Here is a 17,903-nt window from a genome sequence, read left to right as displayed (position 1 = left end):
GCCTGCTCGGCGGCCCGGTGCAGCACGGCGGCGCACAGCTCGGACGTGGCCGGGTGGTCGGGGTGCGCCTTGACGACGACCGGGCAGCCGGCCGCGAGCGCGCTGGCGGTGTCGCCGCCGGGCACCGAGAAGGCCAGCGGGAAGTTGCTCGCCGCGTACACCGCGACGACGCCCAGCGGCAGCTTGTAGCGGCGCAGGTCGGGCCGGGGCGGAACCGCGCCGGCGTCCGGGTGGTCGATACGGATGTCCAGGAAGGAACCCTCGTCGATCACATCGGCGAACGCCCTGAACTGCGCCGTGGTGCGGGCCAGTTCACCGGTGAGCCGGCCGGGGCCGAGCGCGGTCTCGGCGTCGGCCGCCTCGATGACGTGGGGGCCGGCCTCGTCGAGCAGGTCGGCGGCCGTACGCAGCAGGGCCGCCCGCACTCTGCGGTCGGCGAGCGAGGCACGTGCGGCGTGGGCGGCGCGGACCACCTGGTCCACCTCACCCGTCGTGGCCTCCAGCGCAACCTGCTCGCGCTGCTTCCCGGTTCGGGGGTCGACACTCCAGACTGGTGTTGCTGCCACCGCGAACGTCCTTCCAGATCCACTGCCGCAAACCACTGCCGCACAACGAGTTGTTCGGTAAAGTTGTTCGGTATTCTGAACACAGTTCCTGATGATGAATTTCTCCTGGGAACTCTAATAACGCGCGTTCAGCATTGACAAGAGGGGCAAGGTCGAATGTCGACTGCCGAGACAGCAGGTGGGGCGCAGGTCAAGTCCGCGGTGCGGACGGTGGAGTTGCTCGAGTACTTCGCCGGGCGCCCCGGCATGCACTCGCTCGCAGCCGTCCAGGAGGCGGTCGGATATCCCAAGTCCAGCCTCTACATGCTGCTGCGTACGCTGGTGGAACTCGGCTGGGTGGAGACCGACGCGACCGGCACCCGGTACGGCATCGGGGTCCGCGCCCTGCTGGTCGGCACGTCGTACATCGACGGCGACGAGGTCGTCGCCGCGGCCCGCACCACCCTGGACCGGCTCTCCGACGACACGACGGAGACCATCCACCTCGCCCGGCTCGACGGGACCAATGTCGTCTATCTGGCCACCCGGCAGTCGCAGCACTATCTGCGCCCGTTCACCCGGGTCGGCCGCAGGCTCCCCGCGCACTCGACCTCGCTGGGCAAGGCGCTGCTCGCCACCCACAGCGACGAGCAGGTCCGCAAAATGCTGCCGGAGACCCTGCCGCAGCTCACCGAGCACACCATCACCGACCGCGAGAAGCTCATCGACGAGCTGCGCCTGGTCCGCGAGCAGGGGTACGCCGTGGACCGCGAGGAGAACACGCTGGGGTTGCGCTGCTTCGGCGTCGCGATCCCGTACCGCACACCGGCCCGTGACGCCATCAGCTGCTCGGTGCCGGTGGCCCGGCTCACCCCCGGCCATGAGCAGATGGTCAAGGACGCGCTCTTCGACGCCCGCGACCGGCTGACGCTGGCCACCCGCCGGCTCTGACCCCACGGCCCGCGGGCTCTGCCTCCCACAGCCCGCCGGCTCTGGACCTCACGGCCCGGCGGCTGCGGGAAGCACCCGGACCGGACCCGGCGCAGATGAGAGAACGCTGAGAAATCAGCCTGCAGGGAACGGGCCGGCCCGTTCCGCTCGTCCTCCTACGGGATGAACAAGACACTCAGGCGCGCCTCGGTCTTCTGCCTGCTCCTGGTCCTCGCCCTGCTCGCGCGGGCGACCTGGGTGCAGGCGTACGAGAGCCAGGCCCTCGCGGACAACAAGAACAACCGGCGGACCACGATCGCGCAGTACGCGAATCCGCTGGGCGACATCATCGTGGGAGGCAAGTCGGTCACCGGATCGAAGAGGACGGACAGCGGCGACCTCGCCTACCGGCGCACCTACACCGACGGGGACCTGTACTCGGCCGTGACCGGCTACAGCTCGCAGGCGTACGGCTCGACGCAGCTCGAAGGGATCTACAGCGACGTCCTGGACGGCACGGACAACCGGCTGAAGAACCCGGTCGACGCGCTGACCGGCAAGCAGACCGCCCCGGGCGACGTCCTGACGACCATCGACCCCTCCGTGCAGAAGGCCGGATACGAAGCGCTCGGCACCAAGAAGGGCGCCGCTGTCGCCATCGACCCGAAGACCGGCGAGATCCTGGGGATGGTCTCGACCCCGTCCTACGACCCGTCGAAGATCAGCGGGACGACGGACGGCGACGCCTGGAAGCAGCTGACCGGGGACAAGGACCAGCCGATGCTCAACCGTGCGCTGCGCGAGCCGCTGCCCCCGGGGTCGACCTTCAAGCTGGTGGTCGCGTCGGCCGCGCTGGAGGACGGGCTCTTCTCCTCGATCGACCAGAAGACCGACAGCCCCGACCCGTACCGGCTCCCCGGCACGGTCAGGGACCTCGGGAACGAGAGCGCGTCCGACCCCTGCAAGGACGCGACGCTCCGTGCCGCCCTCGAATACTCCTGCAACACCGTCTTCGCCAAGCTGGCCGACGATCTGGGCCAGGACAAGGTGCGGGCCATGGCGGAGAAGTTCGGCTTCAACGACACCAAGCAGGACGTGCCGGTGCGCGCGTGGGCGAGCAACTACCCCTCGCACATGAACAAGGCGGAGACGGCGCTGAGCGGCATCGGGCAGTTCGATGTGACGGCCACCCCGCTCCAGATGGCGATGGTGACGTCCGCCCTGGCCAACGGCGGGGTGATGGCCACCCCGCACATGGTCTCCAAGGTGACGGACGGCGACGGCAACACCCTCCAGTCCTACGACAAGGAACCGTCCAAGCGGATCGTCTCGGCGTCCACGGCCTCCCAGCTGCAGAGCGCGATGCAGACCGTCGTCGAGCAGGGCACGGGGTCGAGCGCGAAGGTGCCCGGCGCGGTGGTCGGTGGCAAGACCGGCACGGCGCAGCACGGGGTGGACAACGACAAGGCGCCGTACGCCTGGTTCACCTCGTACGCGAAGGACAAGTCGACCGGCAAGGAGGTGGCTGTCGCGGTGCTCATCGAGGACTCGGACGCGGCCCGTGCGGAGGTCAGCGGCAACGGCCTCGCGGGGCCGGTCGCCCAGAAGATGATGGCGGCGGCGCTGAACAAGTAGCCGGAGGCGGGAAAGAGGGAGCCGAAGCCGGAGAGGGAGCCGTCCGGTGATCCATTACGGCCCGCGGCGGGCGCTTCGGGCCGTAGGGTGCCGCCATGGTCATACGACTGCCCCGCTCCCCGTCCGGCTGGACCATGGCCGTCTTCGGCGTCCTCGCCACCCTGCTGGGGGCCGTGGGCCTGGTCTCCCCCGAAGCGCTGCTGAAGGCCCTGGGCTTCGCGGCCCCCGCGTCCGGCCGCCCGGCGTCCGACTACACCCGGACCTTCATCACGGCCTCGTCGATGGCCGCGGTGAACATGGGCGTGTACTACATGCTGGCTGCGGCCGCCGACTGGCGGGCCTTCTTCCGCTGGACGGTGCCGTTCCGGCTGCTGACCTTCGCGGTCTTCACCACGGCCGTCGTGTCCGGCCGGGCGCCGTCCGGGTTCATCGGCGTGGGTCTGTGGGAGGGGATCGGCGCGGTCGCGACGGGGGTGGCACTGCGGTACGACAAGCCGCCGGAGGAGCGGACCGAGGCTGCCTCTCCTCCGGCGGGCGGTCAGCGCGGTGCCGGGCCGGTCACGGCAGGAAGTACATCGGGTTCGGGATCTTGTACGTCTTGTCGGCATAGCCACCGCTGAGGTCGGAGTACTGGTCCCCGAAGTTGGCGACGATGTTGTAGCCGAGCGACTCGATGTGCTTCCTGGTGCCGGCCTTGAACTGGACCGTGGTGCAGGTCCACTCGGGCTTCGCGCAGCTCAGGTAGGACGGCGCCGCGGTCGGGTCCTTGAGGTAGAAGTGGGACCTGTCCACCGGCACCTGGTATCCGGCCCTGGTGAGGTTGGTGGCCGAAGCGGTGCGCTGCGACTCGTCGCGTCCGGTCAGGAAGAAGACCGTGACGCCCTTCTCCGCGGCGTAGTTGACGACGTCGGGCATGCCGAAGACGGCGATGGAACGCGCGCTCTGGACGTAGTCGTTGAAGGCGGTCGCGTTGTAGGCGAAGCCGTACTTCTTCTCCCAGTCGTAGGTGAGCAGCGTCGTGTCGTCCACGTCGAGGACGATCGCGGGCCTGCGGCCGTGCCCGTTGCGGTGGGCGGCCTCGGCGATCTGCCGCTTCGCCCGTGCCTCGATGCCCCGGACCTGCTTGGCGTAATTGCTCTTCGGGGACGCCTGATAGGCACCCGACGCGTCGGCCGTACCGCCGTAGTAGGCGTTGATGCTGTCTTCGACCTTGGTGACGTTCGGGATCTCCCGGTCCGTGCGCGGCACGGAGTTGTCGGCCGTGGCGACGCCGATGCCGTAGAGGGCACTGCCGGCCGCGGCGAGCGCGACCGTACAGGCGGAGATCCTGGCGAGTCTGGAGGGCATACGCGTGTACTCCGGTTCTGGTGGTGACGGACTGCAGGTCACTGGTTGTCTACGCGCATCACATGGCGCGCACAAGGCTCTTTGCGGATCTGTTGCGGAGAAACCCGGGGAACCGCGGGAAACCGCGGGAAACGCGGTTGCGGTGTGCGGGGCACGGCTGTTGGGTGGCCGGATGGATCTGGAAGCGGTACGGGCGGCGTTCGACCTCCGGATGCGGCGGGATGCGCCGCCGGACGGCCCCGGCAGCGTGGTCGAGCGCGTCGGAGAGGTCGTACGGCAGACCGGCCCCGACGCCGGCAGCTGGAACGGCGTGGTCTGGTCGGACCTCGACGAGGCCACAGCCGACGCGGCGATCGCCGGGGAGGTACGCCATTTCACCGCGCTGAACCGCGAGTTCGAGTGGAAGCTGTACGCCCACGACCGCCCGGCCGATCTGGCGGACCGGCTCGTGGCAGCCGGGTTCACCCCCGAACCACCGGAGACGCTGATGGTCGCCGAGGTCCAGGGGCTGTCGACCGGGGTACGGCTGCCCGCGGGGGTCGAGCTGCACCGGGTGACCGACGCGGCCGGGGTGGCCCTGATGGCACGCGCGCACGAGGCGGCGTTCGGCGAGGACGGCTCGCGGATCCACCACCAGGTGCTGACACGGCTGACCGACGACCCGGATTCACTGGTCGCGGTGGTCGCGATGGCCGGTGACGAACCCGTCAGCGCGGCGCGGATGGAGTTCCATCCGGGCGCCGGGTTCGCGAGCCTCTGGGGCGGCGGCACGGCCCCGGCATGGCGCGGCCGCGGCATCTACCGCGCCCTGGTCGCGTACCGCGCGGGCATCGCGGCCGCGCGCGGCATCCCCCTCCCCCAGGTCGACGCGTCCGACGACAGCCGCCCGATCCTCCGGCGACTCGGCTTCGCCGCGCTCACCACCACAACGCCCTTCGTGTACGGGTAGGGGCGGGGCAGGGGCCCGTACCGGGCGGGGCAGTCGGTGTGCGGGGCACGGGGGCTGCCGTTCAGCCGGCCCCGCCGTCTGCTGCGCCCAGCCGTCAGCCGCGCTCTGCCGTCAGCCGTGCCCCGCGTGGCGGGCCGCGTCACGGCCGGGTGGGGCCCCGAACTCCTTGCGGTACTCACGGCTGAACTGGGACGGGCTTCCGTAGCCGACCCGGTGGCCGATCGCCGCCACGTCCACCGGCGGCCCGGTCATGAGCAGGGCGCGCGCCTCCCGAAGCCGGATCTGCCGCTGGAACTGGATCGGTGTCATCGAGGTCGCGGCGCGGAAGTGCCGGTGGAAGGCCGACGGACTCATATGGGCCAGCCCGGCGAGGTCCGCGACGCGCAGCGGCTCGTCGTGGTGCCGGCGGATCCAGCGGATCGCGCGGGAGATGCGCGCGATGCTGCTGTTGGCGAGCCCGATCTGGCGGACCAGCGCGCCCTGTTCACCGGTGATGAGGCGCCACAGGATCTCCCGTTCGATGCCGGGTGCGAGCACCCGGAGATCGTCCGGGCGGCCGAGCAGGCGCAGCAGCCGGACGATCGGATCGAGCAGTCCGGCCGTCGCGTCGCTGACCGCGAGGCCCGCGGAGGCGGGCGGCTTCGCGGTGTCCGCCGCTTCCAGGAGCAGTGGTGCGATCGCCACCGGGTCCAGCGTCATGCTGAAGACGACGAAGGGTTCGTCCCGGTCGGCCTCCAGCGCCTGCCCGGTCACCGGCAGGTCGACCGGGACGACGCAGTACTGCCCGGCGCGGTAGTCGTGGGGCACACCGTTCAGCACCGTGCGCTTGACGCCCTGGCCGACCACCGCGAGGGACGGTTCCGTCATCGCGCTCACCGGGAGCGTGGGCTGGTCCGCGTACGTGATGAACACCCCGTCCAGGACCGTCGTCTTGCGCTGCGGGCCGCCGCCCGCATGGCGGACGATCAGTGTCCGCAGCTCGGCGAGAAGCTCGGCGGCGCGCGCTGCGGACTCGGGTGGGGGTGCCGGGTCTGTCATGGCGCGATACGAGCACTCTCAGCAGGATCGTGCAAGCGGGCGGCAGGAATCGTCTACCGGCGGGGCTGTCCTGCGTGGTGGGCTTGCAGGAATCTGCAGGACCGAGCGCCGGAGGCGGCACGTCATGAATCGCAGGACCCTCGGGGCAACCGGAATATCCGTCAGCGAGTTCGCACTCGGCGCGATGATGTTCGGAAGCCTGGGCAACCCGGATCGCCGGGACGCGGCCCGGATCATCCACACCGCGCTCGACGCCGGGATCAACGTCATCGACACGGCCGACGTCTACTCCAGGGGCGAGTCCGAGGAGATCGTCGGCGAGGCCATCAAGGGCCGCCGGGACGGTCTCGTCGTGGCGACCAAGTTCGGACGGCCGATGGGTGACGACCCCAACCAGCGGGGTGGCTCACGGAGATGGATCGTCCGCGCTGTCGAGGACAGCCTCCGCCGGCTCGGTACGGACTACATCGACCTGTACCAGATGCACCGGCCCGACCACGGGACCGGCATCGAGGAGACGCTCTCGGCGCTGTCCGGCCTCGTGGAGGCAGGCAAGATCCGGGCGTTCGGGTCGTCCATGTTCCCGGCGGAGACGATGGTCGAGGCCCAGTGGGCCGCGGAGCGGCGCGGCTCCCACCGGTTCCTGACCGAGCAGCCCATGTACTCCCTCTTCACCCGCAGACCCGAGGCCGCCGTGCTCCCGACAGCTCAGCGCCACGGACTGGGCGTGCTCACCTTCGGTCCGCTGAACAGCGGCTGGCTCTCCGGGCGGGCGGACCTCCCGTCCACCCACCGGGCCAGGCTGATGTCGTCCGCCCTCCCTTCGCACTACGACCCGTCCACTCCGACCGGCAGGCTGAAGGCCGAAGCACTCGCGAAGCTCACCGTTCTCGCCGACGAGGCGGGCATGACGCTGCCGCAGCTCGCGATCGCCTTCGTCCGCGCGCATCCGGCGGTCACCTCGGTGCTGATCGGCCCGCGCACCCAGGAGCAGCTGGACGGGCTGCTCACCGCCGCCGGTATCGACCTGCCGGACGAGATCCTGGACCGCATCGACGAGATCGTCCCGCCGGGAACCGACCTCGACCCGGCGGACAACTACGCGGCCGCGCCCCGCGCGATCGAGGACGCGAGGCTGCGGCGCAGGCCGGAGCGCGGCCACCAGGGCCCGGTCCGGTGAGACACACCGGGCCTGCCGGGCCCTGCGGTCGGCTCCCGCCCACCGCAGGGCAACGGGTCAGCTGATGCTGAACTGGCCGGTGAACGCGGCGTTCCGGACGCCGCCGAACGGGGCTCCGACGGTGCACTTGCCCGCTCCGCCGAAGAGTTCGGTGGTGAACTCGCCGCTGAAGCTCTGCCCCTCGAACCTCCCCTGCCGCACATATCCGCTGACAGTTGCGGTGTTGAGGACGGTGCGGTCGATCCTGAGCTCGACCTGGCTGGTCAGCCTGGTCCCGTCGTCCAGGATCCATTCGATCGTCCCCGAGCCGCTGCCGGTGCCGAACCCGCCGGCCACACAGCTGACGATCACGCCCTGGAAACCGGCGGAGATCCTCGCCTCGCGCACGCCGAGGCCGCTGTTGTCCGCGCACCGGGAGTTCTCGCCCTGGTACGTGACGTGCTGGGACAGCGGGAAGAGCTGGACGCCGGGTGAGAAGTGGGTCTCCCCGGCGGCGGAACACGAAATGGAGACATTGGGGGCCGCCTGAGCCGCCGCCGGGCTGCCGACGGCGAGTCCGACGGCCATGGCGGCGACGGAGAGGGCGAGGGACGCCCGGCGGGTGATGACCGAAGCCCTGTCACGGGCCCTGCCACGGATGGAGAGCGGTGAATTCATCGGAGCCAGCCTTTCGTGTGCACGACGAACAGCGGCGCCGCGGGCGAGCGCGGCACCATGCCGGCCGCTGCCCGGTTCGTACGGCGTCGCCGTTCCGGAGTGGGACGCCTCTCACGATGGATGGTTACTCAGAGCAAGGTCAATATGACAAATGGAAGTTGATGGCCGGTTCCTCCGAACGGGTGATGTGCGCTCTCCGCAAACCTGGTCTGGCCAGCGCAGATGGCTACCTGGGAGCACGGGTGGACCCTGCTGCACCGATATGGCTCACTCGCGCCGACCGTGTGCGCCGTGTGCGCTCCGTAACCGCCGGAGCGGTCCGGGCACCCGAGCCCCCTGCGGTGCCACCCGCTCCCCCGACTTCGACCCCGACCCCGCCCCCGGCCCAGGACCAGGCCCAGGCCCCGGCTCAGATCAGCGCGGCCCGTACGAGCGCGAGGTCGGCGTCGGACGCCAGCCCGGCGTGGTACAGCCGCAGTTCGGTCGCCCCGAGGCCCGCCGCGCGGGCGGCGTCCTCGGCCAGGGTGGCGGGGCTGCCGCCCATGCCGGAGACGACGGTGAGATTGGCCGCGAGCACCGAGCGCTCCGTGCGGTGCACGGCGAAGGGGGCCAGCAGGGTGGGCCCGCCGGTGCACGGCACGACCACGCCGTCGGCGACTCCGAGGATGTGCTCCGGGTCCACGCCCGCGTTCGCACCGCAGTGGTGGACTGCCGGGTCGGCGTGCAGCAGCACCTGGAAGCCGGGGGGCGCCGCGGCCCGTACCGCTGCGACCGCACGCTCCTGGAGTGTCGCAGCGGTACGGGTACGCCACTGGAGCACGGCGGCCGCGGTGTCCGCCCCCAGCAGCCTCTCCACCGCCGAGCCGCCCGCGTCGGGCGTCCCGCCGGTCCACGCCGGCTCCAGCGCCCGGCGCACGGCCGCGCTCAACTCGTCGGCGTCCAGGCCGAGTCCGCCGTACCCCCGCGCGCAGTCCGGGCAGAAACAGAGCGACATCAGATACTGGCCCGCGTCGCCGAGCCCCACTCCGGCGATCTTGTCGTGGGCGTGCAGATGGGCGAGGCCGTACCAGCCGAGCGACTCCAGTTCGGTGCCGTCGGATCCGGGGCGCACCGCGGCCTCCGCGGCCAGATCGGTGAGGTAGGCGCGGGTGGCGGGCTGGGCGATGCAGGGCGCCCAGGGGTAACGGTCGCCGTAGGCGTTGACCACCGAGGTCTCCGGATGCTCGGCGCCCAGGCGGGAGTTGTGCGCCAGGACCACCCAGGTGTGGACCTCCAGGCCGGCGGCGGCCAGCGCGGCGGCGGCCTCTCCGTACGGATCGGGGGTGGCGGCCCAGGACCCGGCCTCGTAAGGACGCAGCTGCCGGCCGGCCCACCGCTCCCGCGACGGCGGGTAGAGCACGGACGCGTGTCCCGCGGTGACGATCCGGTGGCGGGGGTGGCGTGGCGTCAGCGCGCGGGTCGAGTGGTAGGCGGAGGCGAGGGTGACCTGCTGGACGCCGAGGTCCGCGACGCGGCGCGCGGCGTCCGGGTCGCCGACGACGTCCCACGGATAGAGGAAGGCCGAGGTCTTCACGCCCGCTCCCCCGCTCCGGCCGCGCCCGCCACGCCCGCCGTGCCCGCCGGGAGAGCCAGCGCCGCCCGGCCCCGCTCGATGACGGCGGCCAGCCGCGCGATGTGCTCGGAAGACGGTTCACCGAGCGGCGGGCGGACCTCGCCGACGTCCAGGCCGCCGAGCCGCACCCCTGCCTTGATCAGCGACACCGCGTATCCGCGCCGCTGGTTGCGCAGCTCGACGAGCGGCCGGTAGAAGGCGTCGAGCAGCCGGTTGGCCGTCGTGTCGTCGCCCGAGCGCAGGGCGCGGTAGAAGGCGAGCGCGATGTCCGGGGCGAAGCAGAAGGCCGCTGACGAGTAGAGCGTGACGCCGATGGCGCGGTAGGAGAGCGCGGTGAGTTCGGCGGTGGGCAGCCCGTTGAAGTAGAGGAAGTCCCGGCCGGGCAGCTCGGTGCGGACCGCGCTGATGATGCGCTGCAGCAGATCGAGGTCGCCGTGCCCGTCCTTGAGCCCGATGATCCCGTCGACCTGGGCCAGTGCCACCACCGTCTCGGGTGTGAACACCGCGTTGTCGCGCTGGTAGACGATGACGTCGAGCGAGGTGGCTGCGGCGAGCGCCGTGTAGTGGCGGACCAGTCCTTCCTGTTCCGCGGTGACGAGATACGGCGGCATGGCGAGCAGCCCGTCGGCGCCCGCCTCCTGTGCGGTCCTGGCGAACTGTACGGCGAGCGCCGTGCCGTATCCGGCGCCGGCGACGACGGGCACCCGGCCCGCGCTCACCTCGACCGCGGCGGCGACGACCGCGCCGAACTCCTCGGGGGTGAGCGCGTGGAACTCACCCGTGCCGCAGCAGGCGAAGACCGCGGCCGCACCGGAGTCGATGCCGCTGCGCACATGCGCGCGGAAGACATCGAGATCGACGGCGCCGTCCGGCCCGTACGGAGTCACGGGGAAGAACAGCAGACCGTCGAGTCGGCCGGCGAGCGGGGCTGAGGACACGGGCGCTCCCTGAGTCATCCAGTCGTGCATGGTTCCGAGCCGTGCATAGCTCTGATCAGTGTCTATATTTCTGAACATCGCCACGCTAAGCCAGCCGGGCGGGGGCGGTCAAGACGAGAAACGCCCTGACAGAAGGTGAAATCCGCAGCTCCGCGCGCCACTTGACGAGGCCCGGAGCGGATCCTTACTTTGTCCATGCATGTGAATGTCATCCACTCATGGACACGCTCGTCACACTGAACTCACTCACCTCCGCCACCGCGGCCGGCCGGTTCCGATTCACCGAGGAGAGACCCGCTCATGCCCGCTCCCCGCACCATCCTGCTCACCGGAGCCGCCGGAGGGCTCGGCACCCTGATGCGGGGCCTGCTGCCCGCCTACGGCTATGAGCTGCGCCTGTTCGACGCCGTACCGGTCGAGGGCGAACCGGAGGCGATCACCGCCGACCTGGCCGACCGGGAGGCGCTGCGCGAGGCGGTGCGGGGCGTGGACGCGGTCATCCATCTCGCCGGCATCTCCCTGGAGTCGTCCTTCGACAAGATCCTCCGGGCCAACATCGAAGGCACGTACAACCTGTACGAGGCGGCGCGCGAGGCGGGCACCGGCCGGATCGTCTTCGCGTCATCGAACCACGCGGTGGGCTACACCCCGAGCCCCGGAAGCGAAGTCCCCTCCCCCGAGGGCGCGTTGATCCCGATCGACACCCCGCGCAGGCCGGACACGTACTACGGGCTCTCCAAGTGCTTCGGGGAGGATCTGGCCCAGCTGTACTGGGACAAGTTCGGCCAGGAGACCGTGTCCGTCCGCATCGGCTCCTGTTTCCCCGAGCCGACCTCGGTACGGATGCTCTCGGTCTGGATGAGCCCGCAGGACGGCGCACGGCTCTTCCACGCCGCGCTGACCGCCGACGGCGTCGGCCATTCGGTGGTCTACGGATCCTCGGCCAACACCCGGATCTGGTGGGACCTCTCGTCGGCGCGGGCGCTGGGGTACGAGCCGCGGGACGACTCCGAGCCGTACGCCGCGAAGCTCATCGCCGAACAGGGCGAGCTCGACCCGGGCAATCCGGCCCACTCCCACCTCGGCGGACCGTTCCTCACCGACCCGCCGATCTGGCCGCACTGACCGGCCGCCCGCCGGTCCACCACACTTCGGGCGCCCGCATCCGGGCGCCGAACGGGCCCGTCCGGTACGCCGGGCGGGCCTTCGTCATGCCCGGACGGGCACACCGCACCAGGTGGGGCGGGTGACAGCCATTTCGGAAACGGACAGAAACGGGCATGATCAGGCCCGTTCCTGCCCTGTTCACACCATGCGGGCGGCTGTACAACTCTCCACACAGCAAGCGGAAGCCGAGGAGAACCAGTGTCAGTGAGCGCGGAGCAGCGCCGGCGGGAGATCGTCCGGGCCGCCCGGAAAGCGGGCTCGGTCGATGTCACCGACCTGTCCGCGCGGCTCGGCGTGGCGAAGGAGACCGTACGCCGCGATCTGCGCGCGCTGGAGGACCACGGACTGGTCAAGCGTACGCACGGCGGGGCCTATCCGGTGGAGAGCGCGGGCTTCGAGACCACGCTCGACTTCCGGACGACGATGCACGTACCGGAGAAGCGGCGGATCGCCGAAGCCGCGGCCCAGCTGCTCGGCGACGCCGAAACCGTCTTCATCGACGAGGGGTTCACCCCGCAGCTGATCGCCGAGTGCCTGCCGCACGACCGTCCGCTGACCGTGGTCACCGCCTCGCTGGTGACGGCGGGGGCGCTGGCGCTCGCCGAGCGGACGACGGTCCTGCTGCTCGGCGGCCGGCTGCGCGCGGGCACCCTGGCCACCGTCGACCACTGGACGACCCGGATGCTGTCCGGGTTCGTCATCGACCTGGCCTTCATCGGTGCCAACGGGATCTCCCGCGAACACGGTCTGACCACGCCCGACCCTGCGGTCGGCGAGGTCAAGGCACAGGCGGTCAGGGCCGCCAGACGCCGGGTGTTCGCGGGGAACCACACCAAGTTCGGCGCGTCGAGCTTCTGCCGGTTCGCCGATGTCACCGACTTCGAGACCATCGTCACCAGCACCCTGCTGCCCGCACCCGAGGCACACCGCTACTCCCTGCTGGGACCGCAGGTCATCCGGGTCTGAGCCCCTCCCCTCCCCTCGTACACGCCCCGCCTGTCCGCCGGTCCGAGCCACCACCACCCCGAGGAGCGATCCATGCGAAGCCCGAGCCGACGGAGGCCGCGCGCACTGCTCGCGCAGGCCGCATCGGGGGCGCTGCTCATCAGCCTGTCCGGCTGCTGGACCGGCGCCGGAGGAAACGGGTCCGGCGGGGACTCGATCAATGTGCTGATGGTCAACAACCCGCAGATGACGGAGTTGCAGAAGCTCACCGCAGCCCACTTCACCCGTGAGACGGGCATCAAGGTGAACTTCACCGTGCTGCCCGAGAACGACGTACGCGACAAGATCAGCCAGGACTTCGCCAACCAGGCGGGCCAGTACGACGTCGCGACGCTGAGCAACTACGAGATCCCGATCTACGCGAGGAACGGCTGGCTGCATGACCTCGGCCCGTACGCGGCCAAGGACACCGCGTTCGACCAGAAGGACATCCTGCCCGCGCTCACGCAGTCGCTCACCGGCGACGACAAGAAGCTCTACGGCGAGCCCTTCTACGGCGAGTCGTCCATGCTGATGTACCGCAAGGACGTCTTCGCGAAGAAGCATCTGACCATGCCGGCCCACCCCACCTGGCAGCAGGTCGCCGCGCTCGCCGCCAAGGCCGACGGTGCGAAGCCGGGGATGAAGGGCATCTGTCTGCGCGGTCTGCCCGGCTGGGGCGAGCTGATCGCCCCGCTGACCACCGTGGTCAACACCTTCGGCGGCACCTGGTTCGACAAGGACTGGAAGGCCCGGCTCGACTCCCCCGCCTTCAAGCAGGCCGTCAACTTCTATGTCCAACTGGTGCGTGAGCACGGCGAGTCGGGGGCCGCGCAGTCCGGGTTCGCCGAGTGCCTCAACGACCTCACCCAGTCCAAGACGGCCATGTGGTACGACGCGACGTCGGCGGCCGGATCGCTGGAGTCGGCCAAGTCCCCGGTCAAGGGCAAGATCGGCTATGTGCCCGCGCCGGTCGACAGGACGGACAACTCCGGGTGGCTCTACACCTGGGCCTGGGGCATCCAGAAGACGTCCCGCAACCCCGACAAGGCGTGGAAGTTCATCTCCTGGGCGTCCAGCAAGCAATACGAGGAGCTCGTCGGCAAGGTGAGCGGCTGGTCCGACGCCCCGGCGGGCAAGCGTGCCTCCACCTACACCGACCCCTCCTACCGCAAGGCGTCGGCGGCCTTCGGGGACGTCACGCTCAACGCCATCAGAAGCGCCAAGCCCGGCAATCCGGGGGTGCAGCCGCGCCCCGCGCCCGGTATCCAGTTCGTCGGCATCCCCGAGTTCACGGACCTCGGCACCAAGGTGTCCCAGGAGATCAGCGCGGCCATCGCCGGGCGCCAGTCCGTCGACTCGGCCATCGCCGCATCGCAGCGGCTCGCCGCGAAGATCGCGAAGGAGTACGAGGGACGATGACAGCGACCACTGCTCCGACCGCGCCCCACGCGGTGGCGCCTCCCAGCCCCAAGGCCCCGCCGGGCAACCGGCTGCGCGCCTGGGCCACCCGGGCCCCGCTGCTGCCGGCCCTGATCTTCATGATCGTGGTCACCCAGCTGCCCTTCGTGGCGACCGTGGTGATCTCCTTCTTCAACTGGAACGCGCTGTACCCGAAGGCCCGGCACTTCACCGGCTTCGCCAACTACTCCGATGTGCTCACCGACCCGGATCTGCGCAAGTCGGTCCTCACCACGGTGCTGCTGACGGTCGCCGTGGTGCTCATCAGCCTGGTGCTGGGGCTCGTCCTGGCGCTGCTGCTCGACCGCCGGTTCAAGGGCCGCGGGCTCGTCCGTACGCTGCTCATCGCACCGTTCCTGCTGGTCCCGGTGGCGGCCGCGCTGCTCTGGAAGCATGTGCTCTACAACCCGGAGTACGGGCTCTTCAACGGGCTGCTGCACTGGGTGGGCGGCGGGGGCGCACCGCAGCCCGACTGGGTCTCGAACACCCCGCTGCTCGCCGTCGAGGCGGCGCTGATCTGGCAGTGGACGCCGTTCATGATGCTGATCCTGCTGGCCGGGCTGCAGAGCCGCTCACCCGAACTGATCGAGGCTGCGCGGATCGACGGAGCGGGCAGCTGGCAGATCTTCCGCCATCTGACGCTTCCCCATCTGCGGCGCTATCTGGAGCTGGGCGCGCTGCTCGGCTCGATCTACATCGTGCAGAACTTCGACGCCGTCTTCACCATCACGTCGGGCGGCCTGGGCACGGCGAACCTTCCGTACACCGTCTACCAGGCGTTCTACCAGGCGCACGAGAACGGTCTCGCGTCCGCCGCCGGTGTCCTCGTCGTCATCGGCACGATCATCATCGCGACCTTCGCGCTCCGCGTGGTCTCGTCCCTCTTCAGCGAGGAGGCATCACGCGCATGAAGTCCGCAGACACGACGGCGCCACGGGGCGCCGGCCGTACCGGGGGCGCGCTCCTCGGCCTGGTGGCCTGGCTGGCCGGGATCCTCTTCTTCCTGCCGATCGCCTGGATGGCACTGACGTCCTTCCACGCGGAGGCCGACGCGGCGACCAATCCGCCGTCGCTCGCCGCCTCGCTCACCCTGGACGGCTACCGCGAGTTCTTCGGCGCGGGCGGCGGCGCGAGCCCCTGGCCGGCCCTCGCCAACTCGGCCGTGGCGTCCGTCGTCTCGACGCTGTGTGTGCTGGTGCTGGCGCTGCCCGCCGCGTACGCGCTGTCCATCAGGCCGGTGAAGAAGTGGACGGACGTCCTGTTCTTCTTCCTCTCCACGAAGATGCTCCCGGTGGTCGCGGGGCTGCTGCCCATCTATCTGTTCGCCAAGAACACCGGGATGCTCGACAACATCTGGATGCTGGTCATCCTCTACACCTCGATGAACCTGCCGATCGCGGTGTGGATGATGCAGTCCTTCCTGGCCGAGGTACCGGTCGCGGTCATCGAGGCGGCGCGGGTCGACGGCGCGAGGCTGCCGGTGATCCTCACCCGGATCGTCGCCCCGATCTCCGCGCCGGGGATCGCGGCCACCGCGCTGATCTGCTTCATCTTCAGCTGGAACGAGCTGCTGTTCGCCCGGGTGCTCACGGGTGTGGTCGCCGAGACCGCGCCCGTCTTCCTGACCGGCTTCATCACCAGCCAGGGCCTGTTCCTGGCGAAGGTGTGCGCCGCGTCGCTCGTCGTCTCCCTGCCGGTGCTCGCCGCGGGGTTCGCCGCCCAGGACAAGCTGGTCCAGGGCCTTTCGCTGGGAGCCGTGAAATGAAGGCAGCCATCGTCGAAGCCGTCGGCAAGGTCGTGTACGGGGAGGTGCCCGACCCCACGCCGGGCCCGCGCGACGTGATCGTCGAGGTGGCCGCCTGCGGGCTGTGCGGCACCGATCTGCACATCCTCCAGGGCGAGTTCGCGCCCACTCTGCCGGTGGTGCCCGGTCATGAGTTCGCCGGCACGGTCGTGGCGCTGGGCTCCGATGTGACATCGCTGGCCGCGGGCGACCGGGTGGCCGTCGACCCGTCCCTGTACTGCTACGAGTGCCGCTACTGCCGTGTCGGCCACAACAACATGTGCGAGAAGTGGGCGGCGATCGGGGTGACCACGGCGGGCGGCGCCGCCGAGTACGCGGTGGCGCCCGCCGCCAACTGCGTGAAGCTGCCCGACCACGTACGGACCGAGGACGCGGCCCTGATCGAGCCGCTGTCCTGCGCGGTACGCGGTTACGACGTGCTGAACAGCAGGCTCGGCTCCCATGTGCTGATCTACGGGTCGGGGACCATGGGGCTGATGATGCTGGAGCTGGCCAAGCGGACCGGCGCGGCCAGCGTGGACATGGTCGACATCAACGAGGAACGGCTGACCACCGCCCGCTCACTGGGCTGTTCGGCGGCGGCCGGCGGTGCGGACGAGCTGGACCGGGCCGGGCACGGCTGGGACGTCGTCATCGACGCGACCGGCAACGCGGCGGCGATCCAGGACGGTCTGGGGCGGGTGGCGAAGGCCGGGACGTATCTGCAGTTCGGTGTCGCCGACTATGCGACGCGGGCGACGATCGACCCGTACAAGATCTACAACCAGGAGATCACGATCACCGGTTCGATGGCGGTGCTGCACAGCTACGAGCGGGCCGCCGAGCTCTTCGCCGCCGGGGTGCTGGACCCGGCGGTCTTCATCAGCGACCGGCTGCCGCTGGAGAGTTACCCGGACGCGCTCGACCGCTTCAAGGCGGGCATCGGCCGGAAGATCGTGGTGCTGCCGGGGAAGTGACCGGCCTGCCGGGGAGGGGAGCGGGCCGGCGGGGAGGGGAGCGGGCCCGGCGGGAGAGAGCGCCGGAATCGCGAGGCGTAGGGGCGTCCGGGAGCCGGGCAAGATTCAAGGAACCGTAAAGCCCTGCCGCTCGTTCCTCCGGACATGACCGCAATGACCCCAGGCTCGAACATCCCGCTTCCGCTCTCCCGCGTCGCGGTGGACGTGGCAGCTCCGGTGCGGCTCGACGTGTCGGGCCTGCTGCTCACCGCCGACGGCAAGGTGCGCTCGGACGACGACTTCATCTTCTACAACCAGCCGTCGGGCCCCGGCGTCAGCCACCGCTCCGGCGGCGGTTCGGCGCCGGACGCCATCGTGGTGGACACGGCCGCCGTCCCCGCGGGCATCGACAAGATCGTGATCACCGCGAGCCCGGACGCGGCGGGCCAGACGTTCCAGGGCATCGAGCCGACCGCCACCGTCCGCTCCACGGACGACGGCAGTGTCCTGGCCTCCTTCACGCCGCCCCGGCTGGGCACCGAGACCGCGCTGGTCATCGTGGAGATCTACCTGCGCAACGGCGCGTGGAAGGTGCGCGCCGTGGGCCAGGGCTATGCGAACGGCCTGGCCGGTATCGCGACGGACTTCGGGGTCTCGGTCGAGGAGCCGGCCACGCCCGCGGCCGCGCCGGCCCCCGCCCCGGCCGCAGCTCCGCCCGCGG

General features: G+C 70.5%; 18 protein-coding genes. 12 read left to right on the top strand and 6 right to left on the bottom strand.

Features of this window, described 5'->3' with window-relative positions; all coding sequences use genetic code 11:
- On the bottom strand, positions 1–566 hold a 566-nt coding region (locus tag G3I19_RS24285; protein WP_164265821.1), incomplete at its 3' end, for an aldehyde dehydrogenase family protein.
- A 156-nt stretch (positions 567–722) separates the two neighbouring features.
- Here G3I19_RS24285 and G3I19_RS24280 point away from each other — a divergent pair.
- The 3 genes from G3I19_RS24280 to G3I19_RS24270 all read left to right on the top strand — a co-directional run bounded on the left by G3I19_RS24280 (position 723) and on the right by G3I19_RS24270 (position 3,730).
- Entirely contained in the window at positions 723–1,496 is a 774-nt protein-coding gene (locus G3I19_RS24280) for an IclR family transcriptional regulator (RefSeq protein ID WP_164265820.1), read from the top strand.
- A gap of 162 nt (positions 1,497–1,658) precedes the next feature.
- The gene (locus tag G3I19_RS24275; protein WP_164265819.1) at positions 1,659–3,110 is read left to right on the top strand and encodes a penicillin-binding transpeptidase domain-containing protein; all 1,452 of its coding nucleotides are present in this window, start codon (positions 1,659–1,661) and stop codon (positions 3,108–3,110) included.
- Between the two features lie 95 nt (positions 3,111–3,205).
- Positions 3,206–3,730 (top strand): hypothetical protein, encoded by a 525-nt coding sequence (locus G3I19_RS24270; protein WP_343235193.1) that lies wholly within the window; start codon positions 3,206–3,208, stop codon positions 3,728–3,730.
- Here the strand turns inward: G3I19_RS24270 and G3I19_RS24265 are convergent.
- On the bottom strand, positions 3,669–4,457 hold the full coding sequence (locus G3I19_RS24265; protein ID WP_164265818.1) for an HAD family acid phosphatase: 789 nt from the start codon (positions 4,455–4,457) through the stop codon (positions 3,669–3,671). The genes G3I19_RS24270 and G3I19_RS24265 overlap by 62 nt on opposite strands.
- A 172-nt stretch (positions 4,458–4,629) precedes the next feature.
- On the opposite strand from G3I19_RS24265, the gene G3I19_RS24260 reads away from it, so the two are divergent.
- Positions 4,630–5,406 carry a GNAT family N-acetyltransferase gene (locus tag G3I19_RS24260; RefSeq protein WP_164265817.1) on the top strand — a complete coding sequence of 259 codons (777 nt, stop codon included), beginning with the start codon at positions 4,630–4,632 and terminating at the stop codon, positions 5,404–5,406.
- 111 nt (positions 5,407–5,517) lie between these two features.
- On the opposite strand, the gene G3I19_RS24255 is transcribed toward G3I19_RS24260, so the two are convergent.
- The gene (locus G3I19_RS24255) at positions 5,518–6,444 is read right to left on the bottom strand and encodes an AraC family transcriptional regulator (protein ID WP_164265816.1); all 927 of its coding nucleotides are present in this window, start codon (positions 6,442–6,444) and stop codon (positions 5,518–5,520) included.
- A gap of 124 nt (positions 6,445–6,568) precedes the next feature.
- On the opposite strand from G3I19_RS24255, the gene G3I19_RS24250 reads away from it, so the two are divergent.
- Positions 6,569–7,624 carry an aldo/keto reductase gene (locus tag G3I19_RS24250; RefSeq protein WP_164265815.1) on the top strand — a complete coding sequence of 352 codons (1,056 nt, stop codon included), beginning with the start codon at positions 6,569–6,571 and terminating at the stop codon, positions 7,622–7,624.
- Between the two features lie 57 nt (positions 7,625–7,681).
- Here the strand turns inward: G3I19_RS24250 and G3I19_RS24245 are convergent, their stop codons facing one another.
- The 3 genes from G3I19_RS24245 to G3I19_RS24235 form a co-directional block, all read right to left on the bottom strand.
- Entirely contained in the window at positions 7,682–8,281 is a 600-nt protein-coding gene (locus G3I19_RS24245; protein ID WP_164265814.1) for a hypothetical protein, read from the bottom strand.
- A 409-nt stretch (positions 8,282–8,690) separates the two neighbouring features.
- The gene (locus G3I19_RS24240; protein WP_164265813.1) at positions 8,691–9,854 is read right to left on the bottom strand and encodes a hypothetical protein; all 1,164 of its coding nucleotides are present in this window, start codon (positions 9,852–9,854) and stop codon (positions 8,691–8,693) included.
- Entirely contained in the window at positions 9,851–10,831 is a 981-nt protein-coding gene (locus G3I19_RS24235; protein ID WP_164265812.1) for a 5-dehydro-4-deoxyglucarate dehydratase, read from the bottom strand. The genes G3I19_RS24240 and G3I19_RS24235 overlap by 4 nt, the downstream gene beginning before the upstream one ends.
- 300 nt (positions 10,832–11,131) lie before the next feature.
- On the opposite strand from G3I19_RS24235, the gene G3I19_RS24230 reads away from it, so the two are divergent.
- From G3I19_RS24230 to G3I19_RS24200, 7 genes are all read left to right on the top strand, one after another.
- Entirely contained in the window at positions 11,132–11,956 is an 825-nt protein-coding gene (locus G3I19_RS24230; RefSeq protein ID WP_164265811.1) for an NAD(P)-dependent oxidoreductase, read from the top strand.
- A gap of 246 nt (positions 11,957–12,202) precedes the next feature.
- Positions 12,203–12,964, top strand: a complete 762-nt coding sequence (locus tag G3I19_RS24225) for a DeoR/GlpR family DNA-binding transcription regulator (RefSeq protein WP_164265810.1) — start codon at positions 12,203–12,205, stop codon at positions 12,962–12,964.
- 72 nt (positions 12,965–13,036) lie between these two features.
- A complete protein-coding gene (locus G3I19_RS24220; protein ID WP_164265809.1) occupies positions 13,037–14,404 on the top strand; it encodes a sugar ABC transporter substrate-binding protein in 1,368 nt (455 codons plus the stop codon).
- Complete coding sequence (locus G3I19_RS24215) at positions 14,401–15,354, top strand: sugar ABC transporter permease (RefSeq protein WP_164265808.1); 954 nt, start codon at positions 14,401–14,403, stop codon at positions 15,352–15,354. The genes G3I19_RS24220 and G3I19_RS24215 overlap by 4 nt, the downstream gene beginning before the upstream one ends.
- A complete protein-coding gene (locus tag G3I19_RS24210; protein ID WP_164265807.1) occupies positions 15,351–16,208 on the top strand; it encodes a carbohydrate ABC transporter permease in 858 nt (285 codons plus the stop codon). Before G3I19_RS24215 ends, G3I19_RS24210 begins: the two co-directional genes overlap by 4 nt.
- Entirely contained in the window at positions 16,205–17,203 is a 999-nt protein-coding gene (locus G3I19_RS24205; protein WP_164265806.1) for a zinc-dependent alcohol dehydrogenase family protein, read from the top strand. The genes G3I19_RS24210 and G3I19_RS24205 overlap by 4 nt, the downstream gene beginning before the upstream one ends.
- A 144-nt stretch (positions 17,204–17,347) precedes the next feature.
- Positions 17,348–17,903, top strand: a 556-nt coding sequence (locus G3I19_RS24200; protein WP_203600071.1) for a TerD family protein, incomplete at its 3' end; no start/stop codon positions are given.

The sequence above is a fragment of the Streptomyces sp. SID10853 genome, assembly GCF_010548145.1.
Lineage (GTDB): Bacteria > Actinomycetota > Actinomycetes > Streptomycetales > Streptomycetaceae > Streptomyces.
Note: the sequence above shows the minus strand (reverse complement) of the source record. Positions and strands in the feature narration are given on the sequence as shown.

What these genes read in the sequence shown, in the direction of transcription:
- G3I19_RS24230 (WP_164265811.1), top strand. Translation starts at nt 11,132, where the DNA reads ATGCCCGCTCCCCGCACCATCCTGCTCACCGGAGCCGCCGGAGGGCTC.
- G3I19_RS24250 (WP_164265815.1), top strand. Translation starts at nt 6,569, where the DNA reads ATGAATCGCAGGACCCTCGGGGCAACCGGAATATCCGTCAGCGAGTTC.
- G3I19_RS24280 (WP_164265820.1), top strand. Translation starts at nt 723, where the DNA reads ATGTCGACTGCCGAGACAGCAGGTGGGGCGCAGGTCAAGTCCGCGGTG.
- G3I19_RS24265 (WP_164265818.1), bottom strand. Translation starts at nt 4,457, where the DNA reads ATGCCCTCCAGACTCGCCAGGATCTCCGCCTGTACGGTCGCGCTCGCC.
- G3I19_RS24215 (WP_164265808.1), top strand. Translation starts at nt 14,401, where the DNA reads ATGACAGCGACCACTGCTCCGACCGCGCCCCACGCGGTGGCGCCTCCC.
- G3I19_RS24205 (WP_164265806.1), top strand. Translation starts at nt 16,205, where the DNA reads ATGAAGGCAGCCATCGTCGAAGCCGTCGGCAAGGTCGTGTACGGGGAG.
- G3I19_RS24220 (WP_164265809.1), top strand. Translation starts at nt 13,037, where the DNA reads ATGCGAAGCCCGAGCCGACGGAGGCCGCGCGCACTGCTCGCGCAGGCC.
- G3I19_RS24245 (WP_164265814.1), bottom strand. Translation starts at nt 8,281, where the DNA reads ATGAATTCACCGCTCTCCATCCGTGGCAGGGCCCGTGACAGGGCTTCG.
- G3I19_RS24270 (WP_343235193.1), top strand. Translation starts at nt 3,206, where the DNA reads ATGGTCATACGACTGCCCCGCTCCCCGTCCGGCTGGACCATGGCCGTC.
- G3I19_RS24275 (WP_164265819.1), top strand. Translation starts at nt 1,659, where the DNA reads ATGAACAAGACACTCAGGCGCGCCTCGGTCTTCTGCCTGCTCCTGGTC.
- G3I19_RS24255 (WP_164265816.1), bottom strand. Translation starts at nt 6,444, where the DNA reads ATGACAGACCCGGCACCCCCACCCGAGTCCGCAGCGCGCGCCGCCGAG.
- G3I19_RS24210 (WP_164265807.1), top strand. Translation starts at nt 15,351, where the DNA reads ATGAAGTCCGCAGACACGACGGCGCCACGGGGCGCCGGCCGTACCGGG.
- G3I19_RS24260 (WP_164265817.1), top strand. Translation starts at nt 4,630, where the DNA reads ATGGATCTGGAAGCGGTACGGGCGGCGTTCGACCTCCGGATGCGGCGG.